The sequence below is a fragment of the Stenotrophomonas rhizophila genome (genome assembly GCF_000661955.1).
Lineage (GTDB): Bacteria > Pseudomonadota > Gammaproteobacteria > Xanthomonadales > Xanthomonadaceae > Stenotrophomonas > Stenotrophomonas rhizophila.
Map to the genome: position 1 here is coordinate 1,206,450 of NZ_CP007597.1, position 19,205 is coordinate 1,225,654.

Sequence of the window (19,205 nt, forward strand, 5' to 3'; positions counted from 1 at the left end):
CGCGAGCGGCAGCCGACCAACGGTCGGCTCTACCGGTGCGGGTGCAGCGGTGAAGCGGGGCGTGCTATTGCTGGCGCATCTCTACGCCGGTGGTCAGGGGGCGGTGGACAGCGCCTTCAGCAACGCGGTGTTGAACCGTGCAGGCGCCTGCACCTGAGGCGAATGGCCCAGGTCGTCGAAGGTCACCAAGGTGGCACCGGGGATGGCGGCTGCTGCGGCTTTGCCCAATGCGGGATAGTCGCCGAGGGTGGCCTTGAGGGCGGGCGGCGCCAGGTCGCGGCCGATCGCGGTGCGGTCTTTCTGCCCGATGAAAAGCGTGGTGGGGACGCGGATGTCCGGCAGCTCGTAGACCACCGGCTGGTTGAACACCATGTCCGAGGTCAGAGCCTGGCTCCAGGCAACCGCCTGTTTTCCGGGGCCGTCGTACATGCCTGACTGCATGCGCGCCCACTGCGCGTACGCCGGCGTCCAGTCGCCGTTGTAGTACACGTCCAGCTGGTACTTCTTGATGCTCTCGAAGCTGGTCTTCAGTTCGCCTGCATACCATGCATCCACGCTGCGCCAGGGCACGCCCTTGGCTTTCCAGTCTTCCAGTCCGATCGGGTTGACCAGCGCCAGCCGGCGCAGCTGCTGCGGGTACATCAGCGCATAGCGCGCGGCCAGCATGCCGCCCATCGAATGGCCGACCAGGTCGACCTGGGCCGCATCCAGGCCGAGGTGGGCGAGCAGCGCATGCGTGTTGGCAGCCAGTTGGCCGAACGAGTACTGGTAGCGCTCGGGCTTGCTGGATTTGCAGAACCCGATCTGGTCCGGCGCGATCACCCGGTAGCCGGCCGCGCTGAGCGCGGTGATGGTGTCTTTCCAGGTGGCCGCGCAGAAGTTCTTGCCGTGCAGCAGCACCACCGTGCCCGCCACACCCGTGCCGGCCGGGGGGACATCCAGGTAGGCCATCTGCAGCGGCTGCCGCTGCGATTCCAGGTCGAAGGTCTTGACCGGCCACGGGTAGTCGAAGCCCTCCAGGCGGGGGCCGTAGGTGTCGGCGGCAAGCGTGGTCAGCGGCAGGCAGGCAAGCAGGGCGGCAGCCAGGATGCGCATGGCGGTCTCCGGAACAGGGGAGTGCCGACTGTACCGGAGCGGCCGTGCAGGCGGGCCGATCATGCGCATGCGAGCAGCCGACCAACGGTCGGCTCTACCGCCGGGGGCGGTCGATCAGCACTCGATGACGTTGACCGCCAGCCCGCCGCGGCTGGTTTCCTTGTACTTGTCCTGCATGTCGCGGCCGGTGTCGCGCATGGTCTTGATCACCTTGTCCAGCGAGACCTTGTGCTTGCCGTCGCCGCGCATGGCCATGCGGCTGGCGTTGATCGCCTTCACCGCGCCCATCGCGTTGCGCTCGATGCAGGGAATCTGCACCAGCCCGCCGATCGGGTCGCAGGTCAGGCCGAGGTTGTGCTCCATGCCGATTTCGGCGGCGTTCTCGATCTGGCTGGGGTTGCCGCCGAGCGCGGCGACCAGGCCGCCGGCCGCCATTGAGCAGGCCACGCCCACCTCGCCCTGGCAGCCCACTTCGGCGCCGGAGATCGAGGCGTTTTCCTTGTACAGGATGCCGATGGCCGCCGAGGTCAGCAGGAAGTCGAAGATGCGTTGTTCGTTGGCGCCGGGGCAGAAACGGTCGAAGTAATGCAGCACCGCCGGCAGCACGCCGGCCGCACCGTTGGTCGGCGCGGTGACTACGCGGCCACCGGCGGCGTTTTCTTCATTGACCGCCAGCGCGTACAGATTCACCCAGTCCAGGGTGGTCAGCGGATCGCGCATGCCCGCTTCGGGCTTGGACGACAGCTCGCGGTACAGCGCCGGGGCGCGACGGGACACGTGCAGGCCGCCGGGCAGGGTGCCTTCCTGGCGGATGCCACGGGCCACGCAGGCCTGCATCGCGCCCCAGATCTCGCGCAGCTGCTCGCGGATCTCGTCTTCGCTGCGCCAGCACTTCTCGTTCTCGAACATCATCTGGGCAATGCTCAGCCCGCTGCGCGCGGTCTGCGCCAGCAGTTCGTCGCCGCTCTTGAACGGGTAGGGCAGCGGGGTTTCATCGGGCACGATGCGGTCGTCGGCGGCATCGTCCTGGTTGACCACGAAGCCGCCCCCGACCGAGTAGTAATCGCGCGTGGCGATGACCTGTTCGTCGGCGTCATAGGCGGTAAAGCGCATGCCGTTGGTGTGATACGGCAGCTTCTGGCGCTTGTTCAGGCCCAGGTCGCGCTTCTCGTCGAAGGCGATCTCGTGGGTGCCCATCAGCTGGATCCGCTTGCTGCTGCGGATGCGTTCGAGGGTCTCGGGGATGATGTCCGGGTCGATCAGGTTCGGGCGCTGGCCTTCCAGCCCGAGCAGGACCGCCTTGTCGGTGCCGTGCCCGCGCCCGGTCAGGGCCAGCGAGCCGTACACGTCGGCGCGGATGCGCACCACGTCCTGCAGGCGGCCCGGGTCCAGCAACCAGCGGTGCACGAAGCGTTCGGCGGCCTTCATCGGTCCCACGGTGTGCGAGGAGCTCGGGCCAATGCCGATCTTGAAAACGTCGAACGTGCTGACAGCCATGATTGCCAAACTGCGGGTATCGGATGGAGCACTATTCTATGCTGTCGCAGGCGCCAGCCTTGAGTGCGGCGCAACATTTCCGAAGGCGGGTGGGCCGGTGTTTACCTTGTTCCAGCGTGATGACTGCCATCTGTGCGACCAGGCCCTGGCGGTCCTGGCCCAGGCCCGGGTGCCTGGGCTGGACAGTGTGTTCGTTGACGACGATGCGGCCCTGGAGGCCCGTTACGGCCTGCGCGTGCCGGTGCTGCGCGATGCGCGGGGACGGGAACTGGACTGGCCGTTTGATGTGGCGGCGGTGGAAGCCTGGATCCGGTAGAGCCGACCGTTGGTCGGCTGCGCGGACTACGGCAGCCGACCAACGGTCGGCTCTACCCCCGGGGTGTCGTTGTTGCTGCGGTAGCCGACCAACGGTCGGCTCTACCTCGGGTGTCATGGTTGCTGCGGTAGCCGACCAACGGTCGGCTCTACCCGGTCTGGGCGAGCCGGCCGGCACCCGGGCGGGTTACTTTGCTTTCAGTACGACCTTGGTGCTGATCGCGGTTTCGTTCGGGATGGTCTTGGTGTCGGCCCAGTCGCCGCCGCCCACGCCGAAGTCCAGGCGCTTGACCGTGGCCTTGCCGCTCAGCACCGGCTGCGCGCCCGGGGTCCAGGTGAAGGTGAGGGTGACCGGCTTGCTGACGCCGCGCAGTTCCAGGGTGCCGTCGGCGGCGTACTGGTTGTTGCCCAAGGCGCGGAACTTGCTGGCGCTGTACTTGGCCTGGGCGAACTTGCCGACGTTGAAGAAGTCCGCGCCCTGCAGCGTGGAATCGCGGTCGTTGTTGCCGCTCTTGGCGCCGGCCAGCGGGATGGTCACTTCCAGCTTCGATCCGTCCAGCTTGGCCGGGTCGAAGCTGAGCTTGGTGTCGAAACCGGGGAAGCTGCCGGTGAACACTTCACCGTCGTACTTGGTGGCAAACACCAGCACCGAACCCGGCGCCTGCACGTAATCGGCGGCCAGCACCGGCGCGGTGGCCATCAGCCCGGCCAGGGCAGCGGCCACGGCCGCGGGAGTGGAGAGCTTGATGTTCATGGTCAGTCCTTCTGGGGGGAGGCAAGCCAGCGCTGCGGCAGCATGCGCGCAAGGGTGGCATCGCGTTGGTAAAAATGGTGGTAAAGCGCGGCGCCGGCGTGGGCCAGCACCACCGCGATAAGCAGCCAGAAGCCCCATTCGTGGATGGCATGGGACAGCTGCGTGGTGCGTTCATCCGGACCGCTGAGCTTGGGCACGTTGACCAGCCCGAACCAGCGGAACGGGCGCAGCCCGCTGGCCGAGTCGTACAGCCAACCCGACAGCGGAAGGGCGAACATCAGCACGTACAGCAGCCAATGCGTGGCCGAGGCGATGCGTTCCTGCCAGGTCGGCGTGCCGGGCACCGGGGTCGGGGCGCCGGCGTACAGGCGCCAGCCCAGCCGGGCCACCACCAGCGCCAGCACAGTGATGCCCACCGACTTGTGCAGCGTGTAGATCCAGAAGTACTTGGGCGTCTTGGGGAACTCGCCCATGGTCAGGCCCAGGATGCCCATGGCCAGGATCAGCAGGGCGATCACCCAGTGCAGGGTCTGGCTGACGCCGCCCCAGCGGGTCGCGGTGTTCTTGGCAGTCATGGCGTGGTCTCCTCGACCGGCGGTGGGGATGGAACCTGGGAGTCGTCGCGCGGCACGGGAGTTCCCGTGGCATCGACCGGCGGCGTATCGGCCGGATCGGCGGCGTTTCTGTCGCGAACGGCTTCCGCTTCGATCCGCAGGTCCACCGCGTCGCCGATCATCGACGGCCAGCCAGATACGCCGAACGCGCTGCGGCTGAGCGTGGCGGTGGCGGAGAAACCCGCGGTGCGGCGGAACGGGGGCAGCGGGTGACGCTTGAGGGCGTTGAGGGTGACCGCCAGGGTGACCTCGGCGGTGACGCCGTGCAGGGTCAGCTGGCCGGTTACGTTGGCGTGGGTATCGTCGATGGGCTCGACCCGGGTCGAGACGAACCGGGCCTGCGGGAAGCGCTCGGCATCCAGCAGGTTGCGCGCCAGGGTAGCCGTGTTCCATTTTTCATCGCCCAGGTCCAGCCGCTGGATCGGAACGCTCACACTGAGGGTGGCGGTCCGCCAGTCCTGCGGATCGAACACCAGCACGCCTTCGCTGCCGGACACCGTGCCCAGCGCGTGGGAGAAGCCGGCGTGTTCCACCGCGAACAGCACGCGGGTGTGGACCGGATCCAGGCGGTAGGTATCGGGCGCGGCATGCGCTGCCCAGGGGGCAGTGCACAGCAGCAGGGCAAGGGTCAGGCGCTGGATCATGGCCGGGCTCCGGGAAGGTCAGGGCCGATCATACGCACTGCACCGTTATCGGCAGCAGTGTCATGGCTGCAACAGATCGTGGTGCAACTTTCCGGTTCGGGCGGCCCGGCGGCAGTTGACGCCCGCGCGCGGGCGCAGGGGCTGTGGGACAATCAGCGGCTACAGGGAGATCTGGATGGCGATGGGAACGCGTGGCTGCTGCGCGGGCATCGTGCTGCTGGTACTGGCACTGTGCCTGGTGCCGGCGGCGGCATGGGCCGCAGAAACAACGGCTGGATCATCGGCAGAAACGCCGCGCATGCGTCGCCTCGGCGCTGCCGACGGCATGCCGTCGCGCATGGTGTTGGCGCTGGCACAGGATCGCCAGGGCTACATATGGGCAGCCACCGACGACGGCCTGGCACGCGTGGATGGCGTGGGCCTGCGGGTCTGGCGGCACGACCCGGCCGACCCCGGCTCGATTCCCGGCAACGAGGTGGAAACCCTGCTGGTGGACCCCATGGACCGCGTGTGGGTGGGGGTGAACGGCGTCGGCCTGAGCATGTTGGCCCCCGGGCGTGCGGCGTTCCAGCATTTCACCGACCTCAATGCCCGCTGCGATGGCCAGTTCTGGTCGCTGGCCTATGCGGCCAAGTCGCTGTGGATCGGCACCAACCGGCACGGCATCTGCCGGCGGGGCGAAGACGGCAGCCTGGTGCAGTACCACGCCGATCCCAACGATCCCACCAGCCTGCCCGATGACACCATTTACACGATGCTGGCCGACCCGAAGGGGCATGTGTGGGTGGGCACCGGTAGTGGCGTGGCCCGCTGGGACGGACAGCGCTTCCATCGCATCGCACCGGCATTGCTGGGCGGCAAGAGCGTGTTCCGCCTGACCCGCGAACCCGATGGCACCGTGTGGGCCGGCACCGAAGGCGGCCTGTTCCGCATTGATGCCGATGGCAGCGTGCGCAAGGCGCCGTGGACGCTCAGCGCCGATGTGCGGGCGGCCACCGTCATCCATGACCGCAACGGCGGCTATTGGCTGGGAACGGCCGATGGCCTGTACCGCGGCGACGCGGCCGGCGTGCACCTGCTGGCCGGCGACGCCGGTAGCGGCTTCCTGACCGCGCGCAGTGGCGTGCTGGACATGTTGCAGGACCACGAAGGCGGACTGTGGGTGGCCATGCTGACCCAGGGGCTGGCCTACCTGCCACCGGGATGGAAGCGCTTTTCCACCTGGTACCAGCTGGATGGGAAGCCGCTGGACAGTGTCTACCTGCTGAGCGCCGCCGCGGCCGGCAATGATTTCTACATCGGCGGTGCGCACGGCATCTACCAGCTGGACGCGCAGGGCACGCTGCGCCAGATCGCCGACGATACGCAGGTGGGCGTGGGCGCCATCTGGTCGGTGCTGCCGCGCGCCGATGGCGCGCTGTGGATCGGTCGGGGCGGGCGGCTGGGCCTGTACCAGCCACGTACCGGCCAGCTGCGCGAGTGGAAGATCGGCGGCGGTTCGGATGTACGTCAGCGCATCGATCTGATCCGCCAGGCACCCAACGGTGAGCTGTGGCTGTCGGTCATGAGCCTGGGCATCCAGCGACGCGATGCGCAGGGCAACCTGCTGGACACCATCCGCATTGAAGAAGGCCGCGGGCTGACCGAGAACCCGGTCGAGCAGATGCTGTTCGACCCGCGCGGGCAGCTCTGGATCATGGGCGACATGGGCCTGCTGCGCTGGAACGAGGACCGCTTCGAGCAGGTCCCGGGCATCTCCCGGGGCAGCATCTACGACATCACCTGGACCAGTCCCGGCGACGTCTGGCTGGCGCGCAACGGCGCGCTGGAGCGGTACAGCTGGGACGGCCTGAGCATGACCCTGCGCGAGCGCGTGGGTGCTGCGCAGGGTTTGCCGGCGGTATCGATGGGCGGGGTGGTCACCGGCCGTCAGGGCCAGGTCTGGGCCACCACGCCGCGCGGGCTGGTGCGCTGGGATGGCGCGCAGCGCCGGTTGCGCGTCTACGGTGAGCGCGACGGGCTGCCCGACGTGGAATTCAGTGGCCGGCCGCCGGTGCGTGCGGCCAACGGGCGGATGCTGGCAGTGACCGCGACGGGGCTGGTCGGCTTCGACCCGGATGCCGCCGATGTGCCGCTGCCGCCCTCGCAGCTGGTGATCGACAACGTGCAGGTACGCCGCGACGACGCCGAAGGCCAGCAGTCGCTGCCACCGGATGCGCCGATCGTGCTGGGGCCGCAGGACCGCGACCTGATCATCACCGCACGGCTGTTGTCCTTCGCCAATCCGCAGGGCAACCGCTATCGCTACCGCGTGTCCGGCTACGACCAGAACTGGGTGATGCAGGCAGCCGATGGCGAACGCCTGCTGTCGCGCCTGCCCTCCGGCCACTATGCCATCGACGTGCAGGCGGCCACGCCGCAGGGGCAGTGGACGCCCTCGCGTACGCTGAGCGTGGAAGTGCTGCCGCCCTGGTGGCGCAGCAGCTGGGCGATTCTGGGCTATCTGCTGCTGTGGCTGCTGCTGGTGGCCGTGGTGGTGTACGTGGCACGCGTGCGCCTGCGCCGTCGCCAGCAATGGCAGCTGACCGTGCACAAGCAGCAGATCGCGGAGCAGGCATCGCAGGCCAAGAGCCAGTTCCTGGCCACGCTGGGCCACGAAGTGCGCACGCCGATGACCGGCGTGCTGGGCATGAGCGAACTGCTGCTGGCCACGCCGCTGGATGAACTGCAGCGTGGCTATGCGGCCTCGATCCAGCATGCCGGCACGCACCTGCTGCGGCTGGTCAACGATGCGCTGGACCTGGCCCGTATCGAAGCCGGTCGCCTGGAACTGGACATCCGTCCGTTCGACCTGATGTCGATGCTGGCCCAGGTGCAGGCGCTGATGGAGCCGATGGCGCACCACCGTGGCCTGGCGTTCGAGCGCAGTTTCAATCTGCCCGGCCCGATCCTGGTCAGTGGCGACGAAATGCGCGTGCGGCAGATCCTGATGAACCTGCTGGGCAATGCGATCAAATTCACCGAGCGCGGGCACGTAAGCCTGGGCGCCGAGCTGATCGATGGCGGCATGGGCATCATTTTCGAGGTCGCCGACACCGGGCCGGGCATCAACACCGATCAGCAGCAGCGCCTGTTCCATCGCTTCGAACAGGCCGATGGCCCGCGTACCGCATCGCGCTATGGCGGAAGCGGGCTGGGCCTGGCGATCTGCCAGGAACTGGCGGTGGCGATGGGCGGGCGTATCGACATCGACAGCCGGCTTGGCCATGGCGCACGGTTCAGCGTGCAGCTGCCGCTGCCGTGGACGCAGCAGCAGGGCAACGTCGCCAGCCACGCGTCGGACGCCGCGCGGATCCAGTTGCCGCCCTTGCGACTGCTGCTGGTGGAAGACGACCCGACCGTGGCCGATGTGATTGCCGGCCTGCTGCAGGCGCGTGGCCACGAGGTGGTGCACGTGCTGCACGGATTGGCCGCGTTGTCGGAAGTGGCTGCGGGCCGCTTCGATGCGGGGCTGCTTGATCTGGACCTGCCGGCGCTGGACGGCATCGCCATCGCGGGCCAGCTCCGTGCCATGGGCTATGAGTTGCCGCTGATCGCCGTCACGGCACGGTCGGATGCCTACGCCGAACAGCAGGTGCTGGAGGGCGGTTTCGACGGCTTCCTGCGCAAGCCGGTGACCGGTGACCTGCTCATCGATGCCATTGCCAAGGCGCGTGCACTGCGTCAGCGAGAGAGCTGAGCGCTGCTCGTGATTCATCGCATCAGTCGATAGTCGGCATTCGATCCAATCTGGAATTCTCCAGAATGTGATCCCGCGCCGAGGCGGGGGCTGTGTTCCTGCTGTCGCCGCTCTATCGTTCCCGCGATGACTTGGTTGCCGTTCGATTGACAGGTGCGTTTGAGCAGGACAAGGCGGCGCATCGGCAGCCGCTGGCTGATAGCACTGGTGCTCGGGTGCTGGCCATGGGCCCTGCTGGCGGCCGTGCTCGATCTGCCATGGCCCCGGCAGCTGGGGGTCATCGATGGCCTGCCCACCACCGGCATCCACGCCATGGCCGAAGATGCCACCGGCTATCTGTGGATGGCCAGCAGCGAGGGACTGCTGCGCTTCGACGGGCGGCGGTCGCGGGTGTGGGGGGACGAACACGGGTTGCACGACACCACCTTGCGCGCGCTGCATGTCGATGCCGCCGACAGGGTATGGGTTGGCACCGTCTCGCAGGGGCTGTTGATGCTGGGAGGTGACCGTCGCCGCTTCGAGCGCGCCGGTACACAGATGCCGTGGGCCGTGCGTAGCGGCACCATCCACGCCATTGCGGGCGGCGGTGGCAGCACGCTATGGGTGATCGGGTCGGATCATCGTCTCTACATGCTGCCGGCGCTGGATGCGCGCTGGCAGGTGGTGGATGCCGCGGCGGATACCGTCACCGCCCTGGCCATCGACCACGCCGGGCGTCTGTGGGTGGGAACGTCGCAGGGACTGCGTCGCTTCGCCGACGGCCGCCTGCAGCGGGCCGGTACCCCCCCGGGTGCCGACGGTCCGATACAGGCCGTGTGGCCCGATCCCCAGGGCGGCATCCATGCCAGCAACGGGGTGCGCACGTGGCGGGAAGCCAAGGGCCGGACGTCCGGCACCACGCCGGGGACCGGGCGACCGCTGCTGCGCAGTACCGATGGCGCCTTGTGGACGCAGCGCGACACGGGCCTGTACCTGTCGCGCGGAACGCACACCCAGCGCGTTCCCCTCCGGCCGTTGCAGGGGCCGTCAACGCGCGCGGTGGAGATGGACGCGGCGGTGCAGGACCGGCACGGCGACATCTGGTTCCTGAGCAGGACGCATGGCGTGTGGCGGCTGCCGGCGCGGTGGCGTGAGTTCACCGCATTGCCCATGGCGGGCGAGGGGCTTCCGGGTATTCGCAGCCACTACGCGCTGGCCCTGGCCGGGGCGGCGGATGGTCGGCTGTGGGTGGCCGGCAGCCAGGGGCGGCTGCAACGCCTGGACCTGCGCACCGGTGCAAGCAGCGATCATCTTGACCTTCCCCACGCCGGGCTCAGCGTGCAGCCGGTGGGGATGGCCGAGGATCGGCAGCAGCGGCTCTGGATCGCCAGTGCCGGGCAGTTGACCCGCTACGACCCTGCACGGGGCGAGGTACGCCGGTGGCCGCTGGACTGGCCATCGGCCGACGGTGCGCTGCATCTGCAGGTCTGCCCGGATGGCACGGTGTGGTTGGCCGGAAGCGGGCAGATCCAGCAATGGTCGCCGCATGGCCAGCGACAACTGGCGCAGCCACCGGGCGACTTGGGCCTGAGCGGGGCAATGTCGCGACGGCAGCTGCTGTGCGCGCGCGACGGTGTGCTGTGGGCGACCGACCGCGACGGGCTCAAGACCTGGGATGCGCCCCGTGGCCGCTTCGTGGCCGCCGAACGCACGGGCGCTGCAGTGGCGGCCATTGCCGAGGCCGACGATGGAAGCCTCTGGCTCAGCCGCCAGGATGCACTGGAACAGCATCGCTGGGATGGACGCGCGCTGCAGCGGCTGCGCCGGTTCGATGGCGCGCAGGGCTACCCGCTGCTGCGCGCCGAGGCACTGGTGGTGGATGGCCAGGGCGTGGTGTGGGCCGGTGCCGCGCGCGGCATGGTGCGGCTGGACCCGGCGCGCGGTGGGGTGCGCGTGCTGGGCAGCGCCGAGGGCCTGCCGGTGCAGGAGATTCTTGCGCACCGGCTGGTACGGCTTGGCACCGGGGCGCTGGCCGCCGCCGTGCGCGAGGGCGGACTGCTGCTGATCGACCCGGCGGCCGTGGTCGAGCGTGGCCCGCCGCCGGTATTGGTGGTCAACGCGGTGCGCGTCGAGCGCAATGGCACCCCGGTGACCGTGCGCGCCGATGCGGCGAACGTGGCATTGGCCAGCAGCGACCGCAACATTCAGATCGCGGTCAATCTGCTGGGCGCGGGCGATGCCGATCGCATCCAGCATCGGTTCCGACTGGACGGGCACGACCCGGACTGGGTGGAGACCGGGCCGGTTGCGCTGCGCACTTTCGCGCGCCTACCGCCGGGCGAGCACCGCGTGGAGATACAGGCACGGCATGGCGAAGGGACGTGGTCGGCGCCTTCCGAACGGCTGCTGCAGGTCGCGCCGGGGTGGTGGGAGACCGCCGCAGGCAAGGGTGTAGTACTGATGTTGGTGACCCTGGTGGTGGTCCTGCTGGGCCGGCTGGTCACATGCGTGTTGCGGCAGCGGGCCGCCCTGCGCGAGGCGCGCGTGCAGCGCTGCCTGGCCGAGCAGGCGTCGGCGCGCCGCACGCGGTTCCTGGGGCGTCTTGGCAGGCGCATCCGCATCCCGATGACGATCATCGCCGGCTGGAGCGAACTGCTGCTGCAAGGACCGCTCTCGCCGCCACAGCAGGCACGCGCCGACAGCCTGCGCCGCGCAGGCCTGCACCTGGTGCAACTGGTGGACGACGCCCTGGACCTGGCCAGCATCGAAGCCGGGCGCCTGCAGCTGGACCACGTGGCGTTTTCGCCGGTCGCCCTGCTGCACGACCTGCACGCGCTGATGGCGCCGGTGGCCGATGCAAAGGGCGTGCGGCTGCACTGGAGCAGCCACCTGGATCCGCAGCGATGGCTGCTGGGCGACCCGCGGCGGTTGCGTCAGATACTGCTCAACCTGGTCGGCAATGCGCTGAAGTTCACCGCGCAGGGAAGCGTCGAGGTATCGGTGCAACCGGGTGCGGGAGGGCAGGGCCTGCAGCTGGTGGTGGCCGACACGGGACCGGGCATGACCGCAGCCCAGGTGCAGCGGTTGTTCCAGCGCTTCGAACAGGCCGATGGGGCCGCGACGATGGCGCGCCACGGCGGCAGTGGCCTGGGGTTGGCGATCAGCCGCGAACTGGCCCAGGCGATGGGGGGCGATATCACGGTCGACAGCCGGCCGGGGCTCGGCACCCGGTTCGAGGTGCAGGTGCCGCTGGCAACCACATCACCCCCGACAATCGCGCCTGCCACGGACGCGGTGACCGGTGAGGCGGTGCTGGTTGGCATGTCGGTCCTGTTGGTGTTGCCGGATCCGGACATCGCCGAGGTCGTTGCGGCGCTCTTGCGCGCGCAGGGGTGTCGGGTGGCCGTGGGGTGTGATGATGCGAGGGCCGTGCCCGGCGTACCGGACGCACCGTGGCAGCTGCTGGCAACCGATCCGGATCTGCGGATCGGCGATGTGTTGGCCGGCGCGTGGCTGGCGCGGCGCTGGCCCGGGGTGCCGCGACTGGCGTTCACCGCGCGTGCCGACGCCGATGCAGAACGCGATGCGATGGCGGCCGGCTACGCTGCGTTCGTCCGGCTGCCCCTGGGCGATGCCGCCCTGCGTGCGGCCCTGCTGCAGTGCCGGGCAGGACGATGACGTGCCGGTTGGCATGCCGGTGCATGGCCCTGTTGCTGCTGGCATTGTTCGCATCGGCCGCGGCGGCGCGCTTGCCCGAGGCCGCTCGTTTCACTACCGCCGATGGCCTGCCTTCCAATGCCGTGCACCAGGTTGTCCAGGATCGGCAGGGGTACCTGTGGTTCGCCACCGACGATGGGCTCGCGCGTTTCGATGGACGCCAGTTCCGCCTCTGGCGCCGCGAGCAGGGATTGGCCGACAACGCGCTGCTCAGTCTGGCCGTAGACGCCCAGGACCAGCTCTGGATGGGCACCGGCTATGGCACGCTGATGCGGATGTCGGCCGATCGCAGCCGGATCGACGGGTTTGGTGGCGACACCCACCCGGCCTTGGCCGGGGTGCCGATCAGCGCGGTGCTGCCCGACGCAGAAGGCGGGGTGTGGTTCGGTAGCCGTGGCGCCGGACTGTTCCGACTGGACCCGCAGCAGCGCATCCGCCAGTTCCTGCCGACCCTGCGCGATGACGGGGTGCCGGCGGGCGATGTCGGGTACTTGTTGGCCGATGACCGTGGCGTGCTGTGGATAGGCACATCGCACGGGTTGGCCTGTTGGCAGGCCGGGCGCTTCCATCGGCCGCCCGATCCCCGCCTGGCCCAGGCGTCGGTCACCGGACTGCACCAGGACACCGCAGGCGTGGTGTGGGCCAGCACGGCGGTGGGCCAGTGGCATGGCACCGCGTGCAGCACGTTGCAGGCCGCACCGGTGCCTGCACCGCGCCGGTTGTTGGGCATCGGTTCCGACGGGGCGCACTGGCTGGCCGAAGCCGACCGGATCTGGCGCCAGCCAGTGGACGGCGCGGCTGCAACGCCGGTGTCGCTCGCCGCGGCCGGGCGCGGCGCACCGCCCAGCCTGCGGGCGGTCTTCGAGGATCGGGATGGGGGCGTCTGGCTGCTGGGACGCCACCTGGGCATGTGGCGCCTGCTGCCGCGCTGGTCCCGGTTCACGCGGCAGCAGGCGCCCGCGCGTCGGTTGGGGCTGGACGGATTTTTGCCCGAATCGGCCCGGGTAAGTGAGGAACTGGCCTGCGACAACGCACGCTATTGGCGCATCCACAACGGCATGCTGGAGGGCCGTGGACCGGCGCGGCGCCGCCAGGTGCGCTGGCCGCTTCAGGGGGCTGGGCAGGCACCGCTGCGCGGGCCGGTGTCGCTGCACTGCGCCGGCGACGGTGGCGTGTGGCTGGGCAGCCGCGATGGGCTGATGCGTTGGAACGGCGCGCAACTGCACCCGGTCGCCGGTGCACCCGCAGCGATCAGTGCATTGCACGTTGCCGCCGATGGGCACTTGTGGGTGGCCAGCACCGGCGCCCTGCAACGTTACCAGTGGCAGCAGGGACGCCTGCTGCGCAACCTGCGCCTGGACGACCGCGATGGCATGCCGGAACAGGCGGTGCATGCACTGGCCACCGACGCCGACGGCGTGCTGTGGGGGGTGTCCCACCATGGCCTGTTGCGGGTTGCAGCCCCTTGGCGTGAGGTGCACATCTACACGCGCGACGACGGCATCCCACCCGCCCTGCTGAAGGCCCGCCTGCAGGCGCAGGGTCGGCAGATGCTGGCCATTGATGCCGACGGCGCGATCGCGTTCGATCCCGCCCTGCTGGCGCGCCCGGCCACGCCATCGGCGCTGGTGATCGAGCGGGTGCAGCTGCGTCGCGACCAGCGCCTGCTCACGCTGCCCCCGGCGGCGTCGCTGCAGCTGCATGAAGGGGATCGTGAGATCCAGATCACCGCCAGGGTGCTGTCGGCCCAGCTCGACCCCGGCCAGCAGTATCGCTTCCGGCTGCGCGATGGCACACGTGGTTGGCGCCGAACCCGCAGCCGTGGGACGGTGGAGTTTCCGACGCTGGCGCCGGGTCGGCATGCGCTGGATTACCAGGAGCGCAGCGGCGAGGGCCGTTGGTCGGCCGCGCAAACCCTGGTGCTCAACGTGCAGCCCGATGGCTGGCCGCACCGGCAGCCGTCGGTTGTGCATGCCGCCAGCGTGGTCGCGATGCTGGGGCTGTTGGTCTGGCTGGGCGGGCGGAGTCTGGCGCGTTCGCGCGCGCGCCGCGCCGCGGAGCAGCGGCACGCGTGGGCGCAGCAGTCGGCGCAGGCCAAGGCGCATTACCTGGCCACGTTCGGGCACGAAGTACGCACGCCATTGACCGGCGTACTGGGGATGACCGAGCTGCTGCTGGCCTCGCCGCTGGACGCGCAGCAACGGCAGCGACTGCAACGGATCGATCGGGGCGGTCGGCAGTTGCTGGCGATCGTGAACCAGGCACTGGATGACGCCCGCATGGATGCCGGCCGGTTGCCACTGCAGTGCAGCGACGTTGATCTGGCGACGCTGCTGCAGCGCTGGCGGCAGTCCGCGCAGCTGGACCTGTGCGCGCGTGGCAGCAGCCTGGCGGCGTGCGTGGACCTGCCCGGCGCGGCGCCCGTGCATACCGACCCGGCGCGCGTGCAGCAGGTGCTGCAACGGGTAGTGGATGTGATGGTGCAGACGCTGGGCGCGTGCAGGATGTCGTTCCGTGCCAGCTGGCTGCCAGGCCGCAGCGGCCTGCTGGTGGATATCGACGCGGTCGCCACGTCAGCAGCGCCGCTGCCGTCAGGGACGTTGTCCAGCGACGCGTTGGAGTCCGCACAGGCCGGCGCGCACGCCTTGGGTGGATGCGTGCGGCTGGTCAGCGCCGGGGGCGGGTCGGGTGGGCGCGTGCTGCTGAGCCTGCCGATGGTGACGGGCGCGGAATGCGCCACCTGCATACCGGCCCCGTCCGGGGTGGCCGCGGACACGGCGGCGATACGCCACGGTGAGCGGGTTCTGCTGGTCGAAGACGAGCCTCTGGTGGCCGACGTGCACGCCGGCCTGCTGGCGGCAGGCGGCGCGCAGGTGGTGACCGCCGCGCATGCCCTGGCCGCGTTGGGCGAACTGGCGGTGGCGCCATTCGATGTGGTGCTGCTGGACCTGGACCTGCCCGGCGTGGACGGGTGGCAACTGCTGGACATGCTGGCCGCACAGGGATGCGCGGTGCCGGTTGTGGTCCTGACCGCGCGCCGTGACCCCGACCTTGCCCGACGGTCGGCGGCGGCCGGCGCGGCAGGATGGCTGCACAAGCCGGCCAGCGGCGAGCAGTTGCTGGCGGCGGTGCGTGCGGCGCGGCAGGCCTGAGCGGATCGTCGCCGCGTAGCGAACCGTTTACCATGCGGACTGGCCCAGGATCGGCGCGCCGGCAGCAACGCGCGCCCGTAGCCTCTGGGGTGCATCCATGGACGATGGGGGAGATCCACCAGTGGTGTCATTGCGTTGGCTGCTCCTGATCGGGATTGCATGGCTGTGGCCGACCTTCGGCCAGGCCCAGCCCGTGCCGCCAACGCCACGCCAGCTGACCGTGTTCGATGGACTGCCGTCCAACACGGTCAACCGCATGGCCGAAGATGGCTACGGCTACCTGTGGATCGCCACCAACGACGGCCTGGCCCGCTACGACGGGCGCAACTACCGGGTCTGGCGCGCCGAGGATGGCCTGCGCGACAACCACGTGTGGAGCGTGCATGTGGATGCCCGCAACCAGCTGTGGATCGGCACCGAGAATGCCGGCCTGGCGATGATGTCGGCCGACCGCCGCGAGCTGCGCTTCTTCGACCGCGCCAGCCACCCGCAGATCGGCAGCAACACCATCTGGTCGATCACCTCCACCGCCGATGGCACCGTGTGGTTCGGGACTTACGAAGGCGGCCTGCACCGCCTGGACCGTGACGGCAAGGTCACCCGTTTCATGCCCGAGCGCGGCAATCCGCGCAGCCTGCCCGCCGCGTCGGTGACCCAGCTGGCCACCACCCGCGATGGCAGCCTGTGGGTGGGCACGCAGGCCGGCCTGGCACGTTGGACCGGCACGGATTTCGAACGGGTATCCACCCGCGATGTGCCGGCGCAGGTGATCAACGGCTTGACCGCCGAGATCGATGGCAGCCTCTGGATCGGCACCAATACCGGCGTGTTGGTGCGGCGGCCGGACGGGCGCTTCGAACCGGCACCGTGGAAGGTGGCGGCCGGCGACCAGGTGCTGGGCATGATGCTGCGCGACGAGCAGGGCGGCTACTGGCTCGATACCCGGTCCGGGCTGGGGCGCGCCTACGACAACCAGTTCCAGCAGGTGCCGCTGTACAGCGCGGTGGCGCGTGGCCAGGTACGCCCGAACTGGACCGGCGCCTATGAAGACCGCGAAGGCGGGATCTGGCTGGCCAGCATCAACGGCGGGTTGTGGCACCTGTTGCCGCGCTGGTGGCAGTTCTCGGTGCTGTCGCGCCTGGAGGACGATCCGGGGTCGCTGCGCAATGGTTACGTGCTGGGCACGTCCGCCGCCGCCGATGGCGGGGTATGGGCGGTGGGAACGCACGGGGCGCTGGACAAGTTTGATCCGGTCAGCGGCCGTGTGACGCAGCATCGGAGGGGTGTGGACGGGACGCAGTGGCTGCAATCGGTACAGGAAGATCCCCGCGGCCAGGTCTGGATCGGCTCGGCGTCGGCCTTGCTGCGCTATGACCCCAAGGATGCATCGATCCGCCGCTGGGGGCACGATGCTGCCGTTGATGCGGCGATGGAGGGCCAGCTGGAATCGTTGGCGGTCTGCGACGGCCAACGCCTGTGGAGCGCTGCGTCGACCGGGTTGCAGCAGCGCGACCTGGACGGTCGCGTGCTGCACCGGGTGCCGGCCGGGCATGCCGGGCTCGCGGCCGGGCAACTGGCCCTGGACCTGCTGTGCGGACCGGACGATACGCTGTGGGTGGCCACCAACCAGGGCCTGCTGCAGTGGATGCCGGGCCGTTCACGGTTTGAACCCGTGCCGGGTGGTCCAGCGGCGGCGATCCACGCGCTGGCGCGCGCCGACGATGACAGCGTGTGGCTGTCCGAAGAAGGGCGGTTGAGCCAGTACCGGTGGCAGGATGGACGGCTGTTGCTGCAGGCGGTCGTCGGCGGTGGCGCGGGCTATCCGGAAGTGTCGGCAACCGGGCTGGTGGTCGATGCGCAGGGCGTGGTGTGGGCGGCCAGCGCACGTGGCCTGATCCGGGTCGACCCGCAGATGGGCAACGTGCGCCTGTATGGCGTGCACGATGGCCTGCCCAGCCAGGAGTTCCGTCGCAGCACGCTGAGCCGCACCGCCAGTGGCCGCATCGTTGGCGGCACGCCGGCCGGCGTGGTGGTGTTCGACCCGCGCCAAGTGCGGCCGTCCAACCGGCGTGCGCCGCTGGTGATCGAACGGGTCGAGGTGCGTCGCGGCGACCGCGTCGCCGACCTGACCCACCTGACCCCGCTGGAGGTCGCTGACGCCGACCGCGATCTGCGCATCGTGGCGCGTCTGTTGTCGTTCGCCGATTCGTCGTCCAACAGCTACCGCTACCGGCTGGCCGGCTACGACCCGGACTGGGTGGAAGTGGGGCCGGCCGGCGAGCGCGTGTTCTCGCGGTTGCCACCGGGCCGCTACCGGCTGGAGGTGCAGGCGCGTTCGGCCGACCAGGTGTGGTCGCGGGTGCAGTCGCTGGAATTCCGGGTGATGCCGCCGTGGTGGCGGAGCATGTCCGGGCTGCTGGTACTGACCTCGATGACGCTGCTGTTGATGAGCCTCATTGCGTGGTTGTACCGGCGCCGGTTGCAGCGTCGGCATGCCTACCAGCTGGCCTTGCAGAAGCAGGAACTGGCCGAGCAGGCGTCAGCGGCCAAGACCCGCTTCCTGGCCAACCTGGGGCATGAGGTGCGCACGCCGATGACCGGTGTGCTGGGCATGAGCGAGCTGCTGCTGGGGTCGTCGCTGGACCCGCAGCAGCGCAGTTGGACCGCGTCCATCCGGCATGCCGGCGAGCATCTACTGCATCTGGTGAACGATGCGCTGGACCTGGCCCGCATCGAGTCCGGGCGGCTGCAGCTGCAGTCGCAGCCGTTCGACGTCCACAACGTGGTGAGCGATGTCTGCACGCTGATGGCCGCGCTTGCCGAGCAGAAGCACGTGCGTTTCGTGGTGGACAACCAGTTGCCACCGGGCCTGGCCAGCGTGGGCGATGCGGTGCGGGTGCGGCAGATCCTGCTCAACCTGCTGGGCAATGCGGTGAAGTTCACCACGCATGGCGAGGTGCGGCTGAAGGCAACCACGCTGTCGTCCGAGCGTGGCCTGCATTTCGAGGTATCCGACACCGGGCCGGGCATCAGCGCCGACCAGCAGCAGCGCCTGTTCCGGCGTTTCGAGCAGGCCGACGGGGCGCGCACGGCGGCGCAGTACGGCGGCAGCGGGCTGGGCCTGGCGATCTGCCGGGAGCTGGCGTTGGCGATGCAGGGCCAGATCGGGGTGGAGAGCCAGCTGGGCGTGGGCACGCGCTTCAGCGTGAGCCTGCCGTTGCCGCTGCACATCGCCGCGCTGCCGGCTGGCGGCGAGCCGGGCAGTGAGAGCCTGCGCCTGCCGCCGCTGCGCATTCTGCTGGTGGAGGACGATGCAACGGTGGCCAGTGTGATCACCGGTCTGCTGGGCGCGCGCGGGCATGACATGGTGCATGCCGAACATGCGCTGGCTGCGTTGCGCGAGGTCAGCGGGACGCCGTTCGACGTGGCGCTGCTGGACCTGGACCTGCCGGGTCTGGGCGGCATCGAGTTGGCCGGGCACCTGCACAACCAGGGCTACGAGATGCCGATGATCGCGGTGACGGCGCGTACCGACCCGGGGATCGAGCAGCAGGTGCACGAGGCCGGTTTCAGCGGCTTCCTGCGCAAGCCGGTGACCGGCGACCTGCTGGTGGAGGCGATCGCGCGGGCGCTGCGGCAACCGCGCGGGTAGCAGCGCACCGTGGCTGCGCTGGGGGGTCATCGGACGAACCAGGGTAG

General features: G+C 69.6%; 10 protein-coding genes. 5 read left to right on the top strand and 5 right to left on the bottom strand.

Annotated features, from left to right (window positions below; all coding sequences use genetic code 11):
- Positions 1–93: 93 nt before the first annotated feature.
- Both DX03_RS05075 and DX03_RS05080 read right to left on the bottom strand, forming a co-directional pair.
- The gene (locus tag DX03_RS05075) at positions 94–1,095 is read right to left on the bottom strand and encodes an alpha/beta fold hydrolase (RefSeq protein ID WP_038686873.1); all 1,002 of its coding nucleotides are present in this window, start codon (positions 1,093–1,095) and stop codon (positions 94–96) included.
- A gap of 114 nt (positions 1,096–1,209) precedes the next feature.
- Positions 1,210–2,592: an L-serine ammonia-lyase gene (locus DX03_RS05080; RefSeq protein WP_038686874.1), complete on the bottom strand. Its 1,383-nt coding sequence runs from the start codon at positions 2,590–2,592 to the stop codon at positions 1,210–1,212.
- A gap of 97 nt (positions 2,593–2,689) precedes the next feature.
- Between DX03_RS05080 and DX03_RS05085 the strand changes: the two genes are divergently transcribed.
- Positions 2,690–2,908 carry a glutaredoxin family protein gene (locus tag DX03_RS05085; RefSeq protein WP_038686876.1) on the top strand — a complete coding sequence of 73 codons (219 nt, stop codon included), beginning with the start codon at positions 2,690–2,692 and terminating at the stop codon, positions 2,906–2,908.
- Positions 2,909–3,094: 186 nt separating this feature from the next.
- Here the strand turns inward: DX03_RS05085 and DX03_RS05090 are convergent, their stop codons facing one another.
- The 3 genes from DX03_RS05090 to DX03_RS05100 are packed head-to-tail and all read right to left on the bottom strand — an operon-like array spanning position 3,095 to position 4,919.
- Complete coding sequence (locus tag DX03_RS05090) at positions 3,095–3,661, bottom strand: YceI family protein (protein ID WP_038686878.1); 567 nt, start codon at positions 3,659–3,661, stop codon at positions 3,095–3,097.
- Between the two features lie 2 nt (positions 3,662–3,663).
- The gene (locus DX03_RS05095; protein ID WP_038686880.1) at positions 3,664–4,236 is read right to left on the bottom strand and encodes a cytochrome b; all 573 of its coding nucleotides are present in this window, start codon (positions 4,234–4,236) and stop codon (positions 3,664–3,666) included.
- Entirely contained in the window at positions 4,233–4,919 is a 687-nt protein-coding gene (locus DX03_RS05100; RefSeq protein WP_038686882.1) for a YceI family protein, read from the bottom strand. The genes DX03_RS05095 and DX03_RS05100 overlap by 4 nt, the downstream gene beginning before the upstream one ends.
- 175 nt (positions 4,920–5,094) lie before the next feature.
- Between DX03_RS05100 and DX03_RS05105 the strand changes: the two genes are divergently transcribed.
- The 4 genes from DX03_RS05105 to DX03_RS05120 all read left to right on the top strand — a co-directional run bounded on the left by DX03_RS05105 (position 5,095) and on the right by DX03_RS05120 (position 19,158).
- Positions 5,095–8,658: a hybrid sensor histidine kinase/response regulator gene (locus DX03_RS05105; protein WP_038686884.1), complete on the top strand. Its 3,564-nt coding sequence runs from the start codon at positions 5,095–5,097 to the stop codon at positions 8,656–8,658.
- A gap of 159 nt (positions 8,659–8,817) precedes the next feature.
- A complete protein-coding gene (locus tag DX03_RS05110) occupies positions 8,818–12,315 on the top strand; it encodes an ATP-binding protein (protein WP_185753468.1) in 3,498 nt (1,165 codons plus the stop codon).
- 23 nt (positions 12,316–12,338) lie between these two features.
- Positions 12,339–15,506, top strand: a complete 3,168-nt coding sequence (locus tag DX03_RS05115) for a hybrid sensor histidine kinase/response regulator (RefSeq protein WP_038686887.1) — start codon at positions 12,339–12,341, stop codon at positions 15,504–15,506.
- 121 nt (positions 15,507–15,627) lie between these two features.
- The gene (locus DX03_RS05120; RefSeq protein ID WP_244880183.1) at positions 15,628–19,158 is read left to right on the top strand and encodes a hybrid sensor histidine kinase/response regulator; all 3,531 of its coding nucleotides are present in this window, start codon (positions 15,628–15,630) and stop codon (positions 19,156–19,158) included.
- Positions 19,159–19,205: the final 47 nt, after the last annotated feature.

Bases quoted from the DNA above. Each gene is read 5' to 3' on its own strand.
- DX03_RS05075 (WP_038686873.1), bottom strand. From the start codon at position 1,095: ATGCGCATCCTGGCTGCCGCCCTGCTTGCCTGCCTGCCGCTGACCACG.
- DX03_RS05080 (WP_038686874.1), bottom strand. From the start codon at position 2,592: ATGGCTGTCAGCACGTTCGACGTTTTCAAGATCGGCATTGGCCCGAGC.
- DX03_RS05090 (WP_038686878.1), bottom strand. From the start codon at position 3,661: ATGAACATCAAGCTCTCCACTCCCGCGGCCGTGGCCGCTGCCCTGGCC.
- DX03_RS05095 (WP_038686880.1), bottom strand. From the start codon at position 4,236: ATGACTGCCAAGAACACCGCGACCCGCTGGGGCGGCGTCAGCCAGACC.
- DX03_RS05100 (WP_038686882.1), bottom strand. From the start codon at position 4,919: ATGATCCAGCGCCTGACCCTTGCCCTGCTGCTGTGCACTGCCCCCTGG.
- DX03_RS05105 (WP_038686884.1), top strand. From the start codon at position 5,095: ATGGCGATGGGAACGCGTGGCTGCTGCGCGGGCATCGTGCTGCTGGTA.
- DX03_RS05115 (WP_038686887.1), top strand. From the start codon at position 12,339: ATGGCCCTGTTGCTGCTGGCATTGTTCGCATCGGCCGCGGCGGCGCGC.